Annotated in this window: 14 protein-coding genes; 8 read left to right on the top strand and 6 right to left on the bottom strand. The window is 57.1% G+C overall.

The features are described 5' to 3' along the window. Positions 1 to 11: 11 nt before the first annotated feature. A complete protein-coding gene (locus GFS31_RS13980; RefSeq protein WP_198805395.1) occupies positions 12 to 2510 on the top strand; it encodes an ATP-dependent helicase in 2499 nt (832 codons plus the stop codon). Between the two features lie 19 nt (positions 2511 to 2529). Here the strand turns inward: GFS31_RS13980 and GFS31_RS13975 are convergent, their stop codons facing one another. Both GFS31_RS13975 and dapF read right to left on the bottom strand, forming a co-directional pair. Continuing rightward, positions 2530 to 3453, bottom strand: coding sequence for a cation diffusion facilitator family transporter (locus GFS31_RS13975; RefSeq protein WP_198805394.1), 924 nt, complete (start codon positions 3451 to 3453; stop codon positions 2530 to 2532). Between the two features lie 101 nt (positions 3454 to 3554). Continuing rightward, on the bottom strand, positions 3555 to 4406 hold the full coding sequence (gene dapF / locus GFS31_RS13970) for a diaminopimelate epimerase (protein ID WP_317135034.1): 852 nt from the start codon (positions 4404 to 4406) through the stop codon (positions 3555 to 3557). Positions 4407 to 4558: 152 nt separating this feature from the next. On the opposite strand from dapF, the gene GFS31_RS13965 reads away from it, so the two are divergent. Both GFS31_RS13965 and GFS31_RS13960 read left to right on the top strand, forming a co-directional pair. Next, the gene (locus GFS31_RS13965; RefSeq protein ID WP_198805393.1) at positions 4559 to 4768 is read left to right on the top strand and encodes an Hfq-related RNA-binding protein; all 210 of its coding nucleotides are present in this window, start codon (positions 4559 to 4561) and stop codon (positions 4766 to 4768) included. 155 nt (positions 4769 to 4923) lie between these two features. After that, positions 4924 to 5466: a late competence development ComFB family protein gene (locus GFS31_RS13960; RefSeq protein ID WP_198805392.1), complete on the top strand. Its 543-nt coding sequence runs from the start codon at positions 4924 to 4926 to the stop codon at positions 5464 to 5466. 87 nt (positions 5467 to 5553) lie between these two features. On the opposite strand, the gene GFS31_RS13955 is transcribed toward GFS31_RS13960, so the two are convergent. Beyond that, on the bottom strand, positions 5554 to 6768 hold the full coding sequence (locus tag GFS31_RS13955) for an NAD(P)/FAD-dependent oxidoreductase (protein WP_198805391.1): 1215 nt from the start codon (positions 6766 to 6768) through the stop codon (positions 5554 to 5556). A gap of 149 nt (positions 6769 to 6917) precedes the next feature. Between GFS31_RS13955 and GFS31_RS13950 the strand changes: the two genes are divergently transcribed. Beyond that, on the top strand, positions 6918 to 7604 hold the full coding sequence (locus tag GFS31_RS13950; protein ID WP_198805390.1) for a 4'-phosphopantetheinyl transferase family protein: 687 nt from the start codon (positions 6918 to 6920) through the stop codon (positions 7602 to 7604). A 53-nt stretch (positions 7605 to 7657) separates the two neighbouring features. Here GFS31_RS13950 and GFS31_RS13945 read toward each other — a convergent pair whose 3' ends face one another. The 3 genes from GFS31_RS13945 to GFS31_RS13935 all read right to left on the bottom strand — a co-directional run bounded on the left by GFS31_RS13945 (position 7658) and on the right by GFS31_RS13935 (position 9108). Next, entirely contained in the window at positions 7658 to 8437 is a 780-nt protein-coding gene (locus GFS31_RS13945; protein ID WP_198805389.1) for a proteasome-type protease, read from the bottom strand. Between the two features lie 119 nt (positions 8438 to 8556). Then, a complete protein-coding gene (gene psbM / locus GFS31_RS13940; RefSeq protein WP_169611793.1) occupies positions 8557 to 8667 on the bottom strand; it encodes a photosystem II reaction center protein PsbM in 111 nt (36 codons plus the stop codon). 138 nt (positions 8668 to 8805) lie between these two features. Next, entirely contained in the window at positions 8806 to 9108 is a 303-nt protein-coding gene (locus GFS31_RS13935) for a 2Fe-2S iron-sulfur cluster-binding protein (protein ID WP_198805388.1), read from the bottom strand. Between the two features lie 355 nt (positions 9109 to 9463). Here GFS31_RS13935 and psbB point away from each other — a divergent pair, with 355 nt between their 5' ends. From psbB to GFS31_RS13915, 4 genes are all read left to right on the top strand, one after another. Beyond that, a complete protein-coding gene (gene psbB / locus GFS31_RS13930; protein WP_198805387.1) occupies positions 9464 to 10996 on the top strand; it encodes a photosystem II chlorophyll-binding protein CP47 in 1533 nt (510 codons plus the stop codon). A 157-nt stretch (positions 10997 to 11153) separates the two neighbouring features. Beyond that, positions 11154 to 11252, top strand: a complete 99-nt coding sequence (locus GFS31_RS13925) for a photosystem II reaction center protein T (RefSeq protein WP_198805386.1) — start codon at positions 11154 to 11156, stop codon at positions 11250 to 11252. A gap of 210 nt (positions 11253 to 11462) precedes the next feature. Continuing rightward, the gene (locus GFS31_RS13920) at positions 11463 to 11723 is read left to right on the top strand and encodes a hypothetical protein (protein ID WP_263974840.1); all 261 of its coding nucleotides are present in this window, start codon (positions 11463 to 11465) and stop codon (positions 11721 to 11723) included. 216 nt (positions 11724 to 11939) lie between these two features. Next, positions 11940 to 13262, top strand: coding sequence for an acetamidase/formamidase family protein (locus GFS31_RS13915; RefSeq protein ID WP_198805385.1), 1323 nt, complete (start codon positions 11940 to 11942; stop codon positions 13260 to 13262). Positions 13263 to 13472 lie beyond the last annotated feature (210 nt).

Here is a 13472-nt window from a genome sequence, read left to right as displayed (position 1 = left end):
GATAGTTACCCATGCCATCTTCCTTTTCTTTCAACGATGAACAGCGACAGGTCATTCAACACTTAGCGGGGAGCCTCTTGGTGCTAGCTCCGGTGGGGACGGGCAAAACCTCGGTGCTATCGGCGCGGGTTGTCCATGCATTGTCGAAGGGGGCAGACCCGAATCGGGTGCTGTGCCTCACCTTTACCAACCGAGCCGCCAAGGAAATGGCTGATCGCCTTACCCAGGCCCAAGTGGGACGGCAGGTAACGATCAAAACCTTCCACGGGCTCTGTGTGCGAATGTTGCGGATGGGGGCAGAATCTCTGGGGATACCGTCGGACTTTGTGATTTATGACGCCGAGGACAGTGCCGATATTCTGAAGGGCTTTATGCGGCGGCAGGAGAACGATTCTCTGACGGAGTCGCAGCGCCAACAGGAAGAGAAACGCATTGAGGATAGGGCCAAGGCCGTGAAATCGGCGATGAGCGAGGCCAAGGCCCAAGCCAGCCCCGACCAACTCACCCTAGACCTTAGCCTAGAGGATCTTTTTGCCCAGTTGGATGATCGGGATCAACCGTGGGCCAAACGCTACCAAGCCGAATTGCAGCGCCGCCAAGCGTTGGATTTTGATGATTTGATTTTCTTCACCCGATCCCTGCTGCGCCTGGTGCCAGAGGTGGCAGACTACTGGGCCAATCGTTATGACTTCATTCAGGTGGATGAGGTGCAGGATACCCACATGGGCGAGTATGAGGTGGTGCGCCATTTGGCCCAAAAATGCCGCAACCTGGCCATGATTGGCGACCTCGATCAGACGATCTACGCTTGGCGAGGGTCGGAACCGGAGGCGGTGCTGGAGCAGTTTCGGGCAGAATTTTCCCCGACGGAATACAGTTTGACCGAAAACTATCGGGCTACCCGGAGCCTACTGGAGGCCGCTGATGCCTTTGCCGACACCTTTGCCGCCCGTCAAACTCAGATTAAGATTCCTGCCACCAGCGCCCCGGGAGAGCCTATTCGGTCTTACCTCGCGGTTGATGAGAATGAAGAATCGGCCTGGATTGCCCAGCGCATCCAAGCCCTGGCCCAGAATCAGCCAAATTTCGCCTATAACCGGGTGGCTGTGCTGGCGCGAACGAACCTACGAGCCACCACCATTGCCAGTGGATTGGAGCGTCGAGGACTGCCCTGCCTCACCGCAGACAGCTACCAGTTTTTTATGCGTCAGGAGGTGAAGGACGCCCTCGCCTATCTGCGCCTTTTGGTTCATCCCTTCGATACCGGAGCCTTGAAACGGTTGCTGAATCGTCATGCCCTCCCTATTGAGGTTGGTACCCTGCGTTACATTTATGGGCAAGGACGATCCTGCGGCCTATGGCTGACGGATATGGCTCTGCTCCAACCCTGGGTGAATGGTGATCCCCTAGGAGCGGTAATCGACGCCTATCGCCACGGCACCCTGGTGGTGTTTGACGTAGAAACTACGGGCGTTGCCATCGAGGATGAGGTGGTGGAAATTGCCGCCCAAAAGCTGGTGAAGGGCCAGATTATCGACCGTTTCCATACTTACATTAGCGATGCTGGCGATGTGGGTGACTCTCAGCACATCCACGGCTACAGCAACGAGTTCCTGCGTCAGAAGGGCCAACCCAGGCGGCAGGTTTTGGCGCAATTTTTTCAGTTCGTTGGAAATGCTCTGCTCGTAGGGCACAATGTGGGCTTTGATATCGGCATGGTGACAGCCCAGGCACAACGGCTGGGAATGCCTGTCCCGGATTGGGTTTGGGCCGATACCCTCAATCTGGCGCGACGGTTCCTGAAGGCCGAAAACTATCGCCTGGAACACCTAGCCCAGGTGTTGAACCTGCCCACCACGCCTAACCACCATGCTATGGACGATGTGTCCACCACGGTGGAATTGCTGCACCACCTGATCCCCAAACTGGAGGCCACCGCCGCCGCCCGCATCGACCTGTATTGCCGCCATCGCGATCTCTTTGCGCCCCTTGCAGATGCCCTCGCCGGATGGAAAGCCCTGATCGATAAACGCCGCCCTGCGGATTTGCTGAACCACATTCTGAACACCTCTGGCCTGCTTCAGCACTACCAGGACGAACCCCAGCGCCTCCAAAGCCTGGGGCAACTGGTAGACATCTTCGCCGCCCAGGATGATCCAACGTTGCCTCCCCACCTCGCCCTCAGAACCCTGCTGGAATTTACGGCCCTCGCCACCACCCTCGACTATCTCTCAGCCCGTGATGACCAAGTATTGGTGATCACGGCCCATCAGTCCAAAGGCTTGGAATTTGACCATGTGTTCATTGCAGGCTTGGTAGAAGACGAATTTCCCGACTTCCGCTGCCGCCGTTGGGAGGATTTGGAGCAGGAAAAGCACCTGTTCTACGTGGCCCTGACCCGCGCCAAGCAATCCCTGCACCTCTCTGGTTTTCAGGAGAATCGATATGGACAACAGGATCCCAGTCAGTTCCTTGATGCCCTGGTCAAGGATGCTCCCCAATTCCCTTAGATGCAGGTGATCCAAGGGGCTAATACCCAGAGAGGCCCGGATCCCAGTATTGCTCTTGGCGACGGCTGGGCTCTACCCAAATTTGGGTGCGGAGGGGGCCATACTGGCGGCGCAGCAGGGCTTCGATCTGTTCGCCAATGTCGTCGGCCAGTTCCATATATTCAGGATGCAGCGCCAGATGCAGTTCTACCCACACCTGTCGCCCCACCATGCCCCGCGACCGAATGCGTTGACAACGGGTGACACCCTCCACCTGGGTAACGAGGTGGGCAATGGCCTCTGGGGCGATAGCCGTGGGTCGCAAAAGCATGGGCAACTGTTCGTTGAGCACCCGCCACAGGCTGTTGGCCACTAGGGACAGCAACCCTAGGGCAAAGATGGGATCGAGCCAGTGCTGGTTGTAGTGAACGGCCATCAGCACCGCCACCATGACCAAACTCAGCCAAACATCGGCCAAAAAATGCTGGGTATTTAGCCGCAGGGCTAGGCTGTTGAGGCTGCGAGCCTGGTAGTTGGCGTAGACGCCGAGGGCCACGTTTACAATCACCATCAGCGCCGTGAGCCGCAGGACGTGGGCATCCAGGTCAACGGGGAAGGGATCGGCGATGCCATTCAGCCCGTCCCACAGATGACGGAGGGCAATGAACAGCAGGCTGATCCCCGTAAATCCTAAAAAGGCGCACAGAATCAGCGTGGCTGCCACCTCTCCCCGCCCGTGGCCCCACACCTCGCGGCCTAGTTGTCGCTGGGGCGACGTGACGGCCACCAGGCTGAGAATGGTGCTGAAGCCGTCGATCAGGGTATGTAAGGACTCCGCAAGCAGCGTTAAAGACCCGGTCGCCCAGCCGCCAATCACCTCCACCGCCAGCAGCAGCAGCGTGGCCCAAAGGGTAGCTAACAGCAGGCGATAGCTGATACGACGTTGATCTGCGCCTTCGTTCATAGACAGACGCCCAGGCCGAATATAAACGCCCAGGGGGGTAACTCCAGCCTGTCAGTCTATCGCTGTGTGCCCAATGTGGCGCAGCGAGTTCTTGGCCGATCTCAGCCGATCATGCCGCGAAAGACCAACTGGGCAGGGCCAGTCATATAAATGCGATCATCCGCCGCCGACCATTCGATGTGGAGAGGGCCACCGGGCAGTTCCACCGTAGCCGCTCGATCACAACGGCCATTCAGCACCCCAGCCACTAGGGAAGCACAGGCTCCGGTGCCGCAGGCGAGGGTGATGCCTGCCCCCCGTTCCCACACCCGCATTTTCAGGTAATCGGGCCGCACCACCTGGATAAATTCGGTGTTGATGCGCTGGGGAAAGGCGGGGTGATGCTCGAACTGGGGGCCAATTTTTTCGAGATCCACCGCTGCGACATCCTCCACAAAGGTGATGCAGTGAGGGTTGCCCATGCTGACACAGGTAACGGCCCACTCTTGCCCCGCCACGGAGAGCGGCAGGCTAACGACCTTGTCATCGGGAGTGCCTAGCGTGGTCGGGATGTCCTTAGCCACCAGAATGGGCGTTCCCATATCGACGGTGACTTGGCCATCGGCTTGCAGGGTGGGGGAAATCACCCCGGCCAGGGTGTGAATGCGGTAGGTGTGGGGAGCCTGGGGTGCTGTGCCGTCAGCGGTTTCCAGCGCCTCTAGGAACTTGGCCAAACAGCGAATGCCGTTGCCGCACATCTCCGGTTCCGAGCCATCGGAGTTGTAGATTCGCATGGTGTAGTCGGTGCCGTTTTGGCCGGGGAGGGCAAAAATCACCCCATCCGCCCCAACACCAAAGTGGCGATCACACCAGGCCGCTGCGGTCTCTGGGGAAATCAGCGGATCGGGCTGATGGCGATTGTCCACCAGAATAAAATCGTTCCCCAGTCCGTGGTATTTGCTAAATTCCATCATCCGGCCCGCCCATCGCGTTGTGAAATGCTCTTAAAATTAAACCCTGTTCTAGGGCTGAAGGGGACGTTTTCTAACGATTTTCCACCTAAGCATTCTGAATCTGTAAGTTCACGGTAACGTAAAGGCAGCAGATGTCGATGATCTTAGCTGCCATGTCCCAAGAGTTCGCAACCGGATTTCCCAGTGTTCGTCAACTTCAAACCCTGATTCGTGAGAAAAAGACTATCGAGGTGAAGCTGCTGACGGGCGACTTGATTTCTGGACGAGTGCTCTGGCAGGATCCTCACTGCATTTGTCTGGAGGTGGAGCACCAAGGGAAGCATCAAATTTGGAAGCAGGCGATTGGCTTTATGAAGTATTGATGGTTGCCTAGGAGATGTAAATCATCACGATTTTCTATTGCCTCTCCTGAATGCTTAGGGCACACTATGCTCCGTAGGCAATCGGTAATGTCCCTCAAATTCCTTGGCAGCAGCGGCTGCTCACCCCCTCTATCAACACTGGAGCGTTTGGCCACATGACTATTGAAAAGATTGTTGAGCAGGCCCTGCAAGATGGCTACTTAACCCCGGCCATGGAGGCCGAGGTGGGTCGTATTTGCGATACTGCCTCCGAGCTATCCATCGAAGAATACATGGCCCTCGACCGCCTCATGGGTGCGTTGCTCACGGGGGAAGTGGTGGCGGTGCCCCGCAAGCAGTTCATCAACGTGATGGAAGAACTGGTGCTGACCGAGGCGATCTCCCGCGTGGCGGAAATCGAAGCGGCCTCCGATACTACCCTAGATTTGGGAGACATCGCCGCCTATGCCCTCAACCGTCTGCCGCCCCTCTACGCCACCACCGAGGAAGGGGCGAACTTCCAGCGAGACACCGCCCGTGGCGAACTGGCCGATCTGATTGCGGAACAGGTGCGCCAAGCCATCGCCCGCAACCTCGACAAGCCCGAATTCTTCCCCGAACGCCAAACCATCCAGAAGAAAGCTGACGACAGCGTTCTCAACCAGGTGAGCAGCCTGCTACAAGACCACGCCCACAAGTTTGAAACTTCCGACCAATAGGGCTAACCAGCCAGGGCTGCCGCGCCACGATGGGGGCTTTCCCCACGCTCTACACAAACCCCTGGGTAGGGGCTGTGCGGATCATGACTATTTGCCGAAGCCCAGCCAGTGCTTGAACACTCGCCAGCGATGGTGGATGGTGGGCAACCGTAGCCAGTAGCCCCAGCGACGGGCAATGGCCCCCAATCGTCCAGTTAGGCAGAGGCCAAGCCCATGCACCACCGCTTCACCCTTGCCTAGGGTGAGCATATTGCCCAGGTGATGGTAGTGAAAGGGGCGCAGGGAACGATGGTGGACGCTGGCCCAAAGGTTGTGTGCCACCACGGGAGCGGCCTGGTAAGCGGCTTGGGCCGTCATGGGGGCACGGCTTTTGTTTGGCCCCGGCATTTCGGCCAGATCGCCCAGCACAAAGACGTTCTCGTAGTCCAAGAGTTGCAGGGTCGGTTTAACCAGGCATTGGGCCAAGGGAGACTGCTTGGGAATCTCCATCCCTAGCCAAGGTTGCGGAATGGTGCCCACCGTCCAAACAACAATATCGGCAGGGCAATGGTGGGTACGGCCATCGTGCTGGTACACCACCTGATTCGCCTTCACGACTTCGAGCGCCACATCGGTAAATACCTCAATGCCCCGTTTGGCCATCGCCCTAGAGGCCGCCCGCTGAATGGCTAGGGAATGGGATCGCAAAATTACCGCCCGTCGGTCTAGGACGGTGATGTGCCCCTGCCGCCCTAGGCGATCCGCCAGCTTGCAGGCCAGTTCTACCCCGCTCGGCCCTGCCCCCGTGACAACAATGTGGATGGGATTGGCTTCGGTGGCGGTGGGTTCTAGCTCGGCTAACCGTTTTTCTAGCGTCCAGGCATCTTCCAAGGTGGTGAAGGGCATGGCATGGTGACTGCCCTCGGTAGCGGGCGGTTTGAGACGGCTTCCGGTGGCTACCACTAAGTAATCGTAGGCCAGCGTTTCGCCCTGCCGTAGGGTAATGTGCTGATGGTGAATGTCGATCTGCTCGACCCAGTCTTGGCAGTGGTCGATGGGGTAGGGGCCAATCAGATCCCGGTAGCTGGGGGCAATTTCCCAGGGTTTGAGTTCGTCGGTCAACACCTCGTAGAGCAGGGGCGTAAACAGAAATCGATCCCTGGGTTCTATTAGGGTAATCCGAAAGGTGGGGGCCGTTCGCCGCTGGTAACGTTGGAGGGCGAGGGCACAGTAGAGCCCGCCAAATCCGCCGCCCACAATGCAGACGTGGGGCTGGGGAGGGTGGGGTTCGGTAGGGGAGGAAGACGACGATGACGCGGGCAAGGCGATACCCTGATTCAGGAAGGGAAAATGCAGAAGACTCTTTATATCCTAACTCCGTAGTAATGCCGAAATTCGACCGATGCCCCATCACGATCCCTACGGAAGCTGTGGATAGGTTGCAGTTCCGTAGTCACCCCTCCGATAGGCTGTTGCCCCGATCTCCGGATCCATCGGCCAAGGTTTGGCGGGTGGCGGATAGCGTGGTGATGGCCCTGCCCCTAGCCGCCATAACGTCCAATCTCCAAGCCCTGAGCCCAGCGGAGCAGCACCGGGCAAGCGAGATTCATCACCAACAGCGGCGACACGCCTTTTTAGCGAGCCGTACCGTGCTGCGACAATGGCTGAGCCAGGTGACAGGGCAACCTGCGAATCGCCTCACTTTGGGCACTGGCCCCCACGGCAAACCCTTTTTGGTGGAGGCTCCCACCCTTCACTTCAACCTCTCCCACGGCGGCGACTGGTTGATGATTGCTCTGAGTGATCGCCACGCCGTCGGAATTGATATCGAGCCCATTCAGCCCCGTCAGCGGTTAACCCAACTTTGCCGCCGCTACCTCAGCGAGAACGAGGCTCAATCGGTGCTGAACCTGTCGTTTGACCAAGCCACTACCCAATTTCTGCGGTATTGGACGTGCAAAGAAGCCTACGTCAAAGGGCTGGGGGTGGGGCTGACGATTCCGCTCAACACCGTCGATCTCACCCTGCCCCCTAACGTTCACTCCATAGAACCCCAGGGGATTGCATCGGCCCAAGGACTAGAACCGGGCTGGCAACTCTATCAGTGGCAACCTACCCCAGGTTATGCGGCGGCCCTGGCATTGAAAGTATCAGCCTAGGTACACAAGATTTGGTCTTCACGACGGTAGAACCAGGTTTCTGAACCGACGCCCTAATTTTTCTCTAGGTCGGCGGTTTCCGTGGGCAGCAAGTTTTCGTCGGCTTGGTTCCAGTCAATATCAGGCATACTGGCCGAAGCTTCCCGCAGGGAGACCTCCCAATGTTTCCGCATTTTCAGCAGGTAAGGATCCCCGGCATGGAACTGGGCCCGGTGTTTGACCACAAAGCTATCCGCCTGATACATGGTCATGTTAATCGGTGGCCCCACGGAGAGATTCGACCGCATGGTGCTATCCAAAGACAGCAGGGCACATTTGGCGATGGCATCCAGGGGCGCATCGAAGCGAATGGTGCGGTCTAGGATGGGCTTGCCGTACTTGGTTTCGCCGATTTGCAAAAACGGAGTTTCTGGGGTGGCCTGGATGCAGTTGCCCTGGCTATAGACCAAAAACAGGGCAGGTTCTTCGCCCATAATTTGCCCCCCCACCAAAAAGCTGCACTGAAAGTCAATGCGATCCTTCTCTAACCAGGCCCGATCCATCTCCTGCATGGCCCGAATTTGCTTCCCCACGTAGCGGGCCACGTCGTACATCGTCGGTAACGTATGTAGGTTGGCGGCTTGGTTGCCCTTGATATCTTGGCTGAGGGTGTGGACAACCCCTTGGGTCACGGAGAGGTTGCCGGAGGTGCAGAGCAGGATCACCCGCTCCCCCGGCAGCGAAAAATCAAACAGCTTGCGGTAGGAGGAGATGTAGTCTACCCCGGCATTGGTGCGAGAATCCGCCGCCAGTACCAGACCCGACCGGGCCAATATCCCTAAGCAATACGTCATGGCGTCTACGATGAGTTCCGTACTCCTTAAAAAGGCGCTGACAACCGCCAGCGCCCTTTGTATATCACCGGATAATCTGATTTTTGGGATCTATCCAATTCATCCACCGAAAACCAAGGCTAGGCCCCGGTTTGCTTGCTGGAGGTTTGGATGTACAGAATCAGCAGGAACACCGTGGGCACCAACACAAAGAGAATGCTGGCCACAAAACCGAGCTTGTTAACTTCCATGAGCGCTTGCCTCTACTCTCAACCAAAGGGATGCTCGACCAGGCGATCATCTATAACGCCTTTAGAATATCACTCTCCCCGCCAGGAAAAATAGCACTACGACGACAAGTGGACGAGGAGACTTCGCCCCTCCTTGATCTAACGCTTGGGTTTAGTGACGACGGTGACGGGGCCGTTCACCGTGGCTTGGCAGGCGAGGCGGCAGGTGCTGGGCCACTTCTTCAGCTTGCGTTCCTCCACCGCTGTCCGGGGGGAGAGGTTCTCGCCGCCCGACACCACATCCACAATGCAGGTGCCGCATTGGCCATAGCCGCCGCAGTTCATCAGCTTGCCGCTGAAGGTGTATAGATCAATACGGTTCTCCAGCGCCTTGAACCGTAGATTCGCCCCATCCGCCACAATGATCTCTTGGTCTTCGTTAAGAAACTTAATAGTAGCCATTGGGTCACACTCCTTCACGTTGGCGTCTGTTGTTTGACTAAAGCTATGTTTTCCGGGCTTTAGGCGGCTTCCCTCAGTTGTTTTAGGCTCCGTCGGCGATCAAGATCGTCGCCAAATGAGCTTGCGGGGGGCATTTGAAGTAGTTACACTTCTTTAAGCAATTTCATTGTTACATCTGATCTGTACCAAATGAGCTTCTATCCCCTAGCCGTTCTGGCCAAGCCCAGAGTTCGGCGCTGAAAGGGGGTTGCTGTGGGGGATCTGGTAGCCCTATCTGATAGGCTTATCAGTATCTGGCATGGTTAAGACAACTTCCAAAACATTCACTGTTTTACCTAGAGGAGGAGAGTAGTCAATGGGACTACCCTGGTACCGGGTACACACCGTCGTCATCAATGATCCCGGGCGACTGATTTCTGTACACCTAATGCATACGGCCCTTGTGGCTGGTTGGGCTGGTTCGATGGCATTGTTCGAGCTAGCTACCTTTGATCCAAGCGATCCCGTGCTCAACCCCATGTGGCGGCAGGGGATGTTCGTGCTGCCCTTCATGGCGCGTCTCGGCGTCACCCAATCCTGGGGTGGCTGGAGCGTCACGGGCGAAACCGCTGTGAACCCTGGCTTCTGGTCTTTTGAGGGCGTGGCGGCGGCGCACATCGTGCTGTCCGGTCTGCTGTTCCTAGCCGCCTGCTGGCACTGGGTTTTCTGGGATCTCGATCTGTTCCGCGACCCCCGCACCGGGGAACCGGCCCTGGATCTGCCCAAGATGTTTGGGATTCACCTGTTTTTGTCGGGTCTTCTTTGCTTCGGCTTTGGGGCCTTCCACCTCACGGGCCTTTGGGGGCCTGGGATGTGGGTGTCTGACCCCTACGGTCTAACCGGACATGTCCAAGGCGTGGCCCCTGAGTGGGGTGCCGCAGGCTTTAACCCCTTCAACCCCGGTGGCATTGTGGCTCACCACATTGCGGCTGGCATTGTGGGGATTATTGCCGGACTGTTCCACCTCACCGTGCGTCCTCCCCAGCGGCTCTACAAGGCCCTGCGGATGGGGAACATCGAAACCGTGCTGTCTAGCAGTATCGCCGCTGTGTTCTTCGCTGCCTTCGTGGTTGCAGGCACCATGTGGTACGGCAGCGCCGCCACCCCCATCGAACTGTTTGGCCCCACCCGCTATCAGTGGGATAGCAACTACTTCCAGCAAGAAATTCAGCGTCGAGTTCAGGCTGAAGTGAACGCTGGCGGCACCCTGGCTACGGCCTATGCTCAAATTCCCGAAAAACTGGCCTTCTACGACTACGTGGGTAACAGCCCTGCCAAGGGTGGTCTGTTCCGGGTTGGCCCCATGAACCAAGGCGATGGTCTGGCTCAGGGCTGGCTGGGGCACCCCGTCTTCAAGGATGGCGAAGGCCGCGAACTCAGCGTTCGTCGTCTGCCCAACTTCTTTGAAACCTTCCCCGTGGTTCTGGTGGATAAGGACGGCATCGTCCGCGCCGACATCCCCTTCCGTCGGGCCGAGTCTAAGTACAGCTTCGAGCAGACGGGCGTTACCGCTACCTTCTACGGCGGTGAACTGGATGGCCAAACCATCACCGATCCCACCCTGCTGAAGCGCTACGCCCGTAAGGCTCAACTGGGCGAACCCTTCGAGTTTGACCTCGAAACCCTGGGTTCTGACGGTGTGTTCCGCACCAGCACCCGTGGTTGGTTCACCTACGGCCATGCTGTGTTTGCGCTGCTGTTCTTCTTCGGCCACATCTGGCACGGGTCTCGTACTCTGTTCCGCGATGTGTTCGCCGGGATCGACCCCGACCTCTCCCCCGAACAGGTGGAGTGGGGCTTCTTCCAAAAAGTGGGCGACACCAGCACCCGCAACGAAGAGCGCGTCTAATCCACGCTTGATCTGAGGGTTTAACCCATGGCCCGACTGGTGAGCGTTTCGCCAACCGCGTTTCGCAACATCGGTCGGGCTTTTCAAGTTCTCAGGGGCGCAGACCCCATTGAAATCCTTGTAGACTATCTATAGATAGAGTAGGAGCTCTTTAACCATGGAAGCTGTCGCTTACATCTTCATCTTTGCCTGCATCATTGGCACCCTGTTCTTTGCCATCGCTTTCCGCGAACCCCCCCGTATTACCAAGGACTAATCTCAGGACTCAATCCAGTCCTAAGTCGTCCAGCCTTAAATGGCAACCTGAGCGTCCAGTTTCTCTTTAGGAGATCTGGGCGTTTTTGGTGTTTTGGATGATGTTCTATTGTGCTGAGATCGGGTGGTGCATTGCTTCGCGAATGCGCCTTACGCTACTTTGTAGGGTGGGCACGGCCCACAACCAACGTCTATCCCGAACCCGAACCCTATGATCGGCCAGCAATCCACCGCCAAAACCATCTTTCTCCTCGTTTCCATGGCGGGTTGGCTGATCGTAGGGGCGGCGATGATGTATCTGTTTCCAGCCATTGCCGACGCCCTCTTTGGCAATGACCGCACCCACCTGTGGATGACGAACCTCAGTCGAGGCGGCTACAACCCCAGCCTCGGTTGGATCGGGGGTGGCGTGGCGCTAGGGCTGACTTCGGTAGGGAGTTGGGTGTGGTATCAGTATTTTGAGGGTAAGTGAGCTGAGGTTGAGCCGCTATTAAGGAGCCTTAAACCCCTGCCCTGCAAAAGTTGTGCCAAAACAGAACAGGGGTGATCTTAAATGGAGGTCACGGCATCTGGGTCTTTTCTTTGCTCAGCATTTTTGATGGTGAATGTACTTTTTGCTACATCCGGCGAAAAATCCTTAACAAATAATTAATCCTTGTTGATTAGGTTTGTTTACGATTTTTCATCTATGGCAAAACGTCGCGATTTCTTATTCGGTAGCGCTGCTGCCACGGCTGCCGCTGCTGCTGTCCTGCATCCCTCCAAGACTAAGGCTCAAACCAATCGGGAAGAAATGATTGCCTTGCAGGAGGGCTTTGTGGGGCAATACCAGGGAGGGGTTTACCTCCTGCCTGCCACGGATGAAACGGTGCAGTGGGGCTGGTTTAACAATGCAGAACCCCCGCGTGCTCGGATTCAGTCGGGGGATACCGTCATCATGGAAACGATGATGGCCTCTCAGAACCAAGTTCTCCCCGGCGTTTCCATCGAAGAAATTACCCGTTTGCGGGTGGATCATCCTGGCCGTGGCCCCCACACCATTACCGGGCCAATTTTTGTGGAAGGGGCTGAACCGGGCGACGTGCTGAAGGTGAAAATTAACCGAATCGTGCCTCGCACCTACGGCTGCAACTGGAACCTACCTGGTGAATTGGGTTTGGGCCAGTTTCCGCAGCTTTTCCCCGAACCCCAGGCCAAGCATTTCTTCTTAGATATGGCGCGGGGTAAGACGGAATTTCTGCCCGGTATTGAGCTGCCTGTGCGTCCCTTCCCCGGCATTCTGGGTGTAGCCCGAGCCGAGAGCGGCCAGTACAGCACCGTTCCCCCTGGCCCCTTTGGCGGCAATATGGACTGTCGCGAAATGGTAGCGGGCACCACGGTTTACATCCCGGTGTTTGTGGAGGGGGCATTGCTGTGGTCGGGAGATTCCCACGCAGTGCAGGGCAACGGCGAAATCAACCTCACGGCAGTGGAATCGGCCTTTAACGAACTCAATCTCACCGTAGAGGTAATCAAGAACAAGCCCCTCACTTGGCCCCGGATTGAGTCTGATACCCACTGGATGACCGTGGGCTACGACCGGGACATGAACACCGCCATCCGCATTATGGAAGAGGAAACCGTCAAGTTTCTGGCGGAATGGAAGGGCATGAACAGCAGCGATGCCCGTCGCTACATGAACACCTATGGCGATTTCCGGGTGGCCGAGGTGGTGAACCAGCTCAAGGGCGTGTACTGTATGCTGCCCAAAACCGACGGCCCCGCCATGGCTCCCTTGCCTATGATGGACACCCGCACGGATTTTGTCACCCATGCGGTGAATGCTGACGCGATGGAAGCCATGAACCAAGCCGCCCTCGCGCTGATTGAACGCATCCAGGACGAAAAAGGTCTGGCAGCACTGGATGCCTATTCCCTAGCTAGCTTGGCCCTGGATGCCCGCATTGGTCGCCTGGATTCCGGTGCTTACCATGTCCACTGCCTCATGCCCAAGTCTACCTGGGTTGCTTAGAGCTGGTTTGTGGATGGTGCATGGCTTCGCAAATGCACACGACAGCACCCTATATCTGAGCGTTGATATTGCCCTAAGCATGGGCTGAATTATCCCAGGGATGGTTGGTGAGGCACCCTTATCTGTGGTCGCCGCACGAAGAATCCCTGGGATTGTGATGGTTATGGGTTCAACGCGAGGGATGATCTAAAGCCAAGGGAGCCTTTGTTA

The sequence above is a fragment of the Leptolyngbya sp. BL0902 genome (assembly GCF_016403105.1).
In the GTDB taxonomy this organism is placed as follows: Bacteria; Cyanobacteriota; Cyanobacteriia; order Phormidesmidales; family Phormidesmidaceae; genus Nodosilinea.
This window is presented reverse-complemented; position numbering and strand designations above follow the sequence as displayed.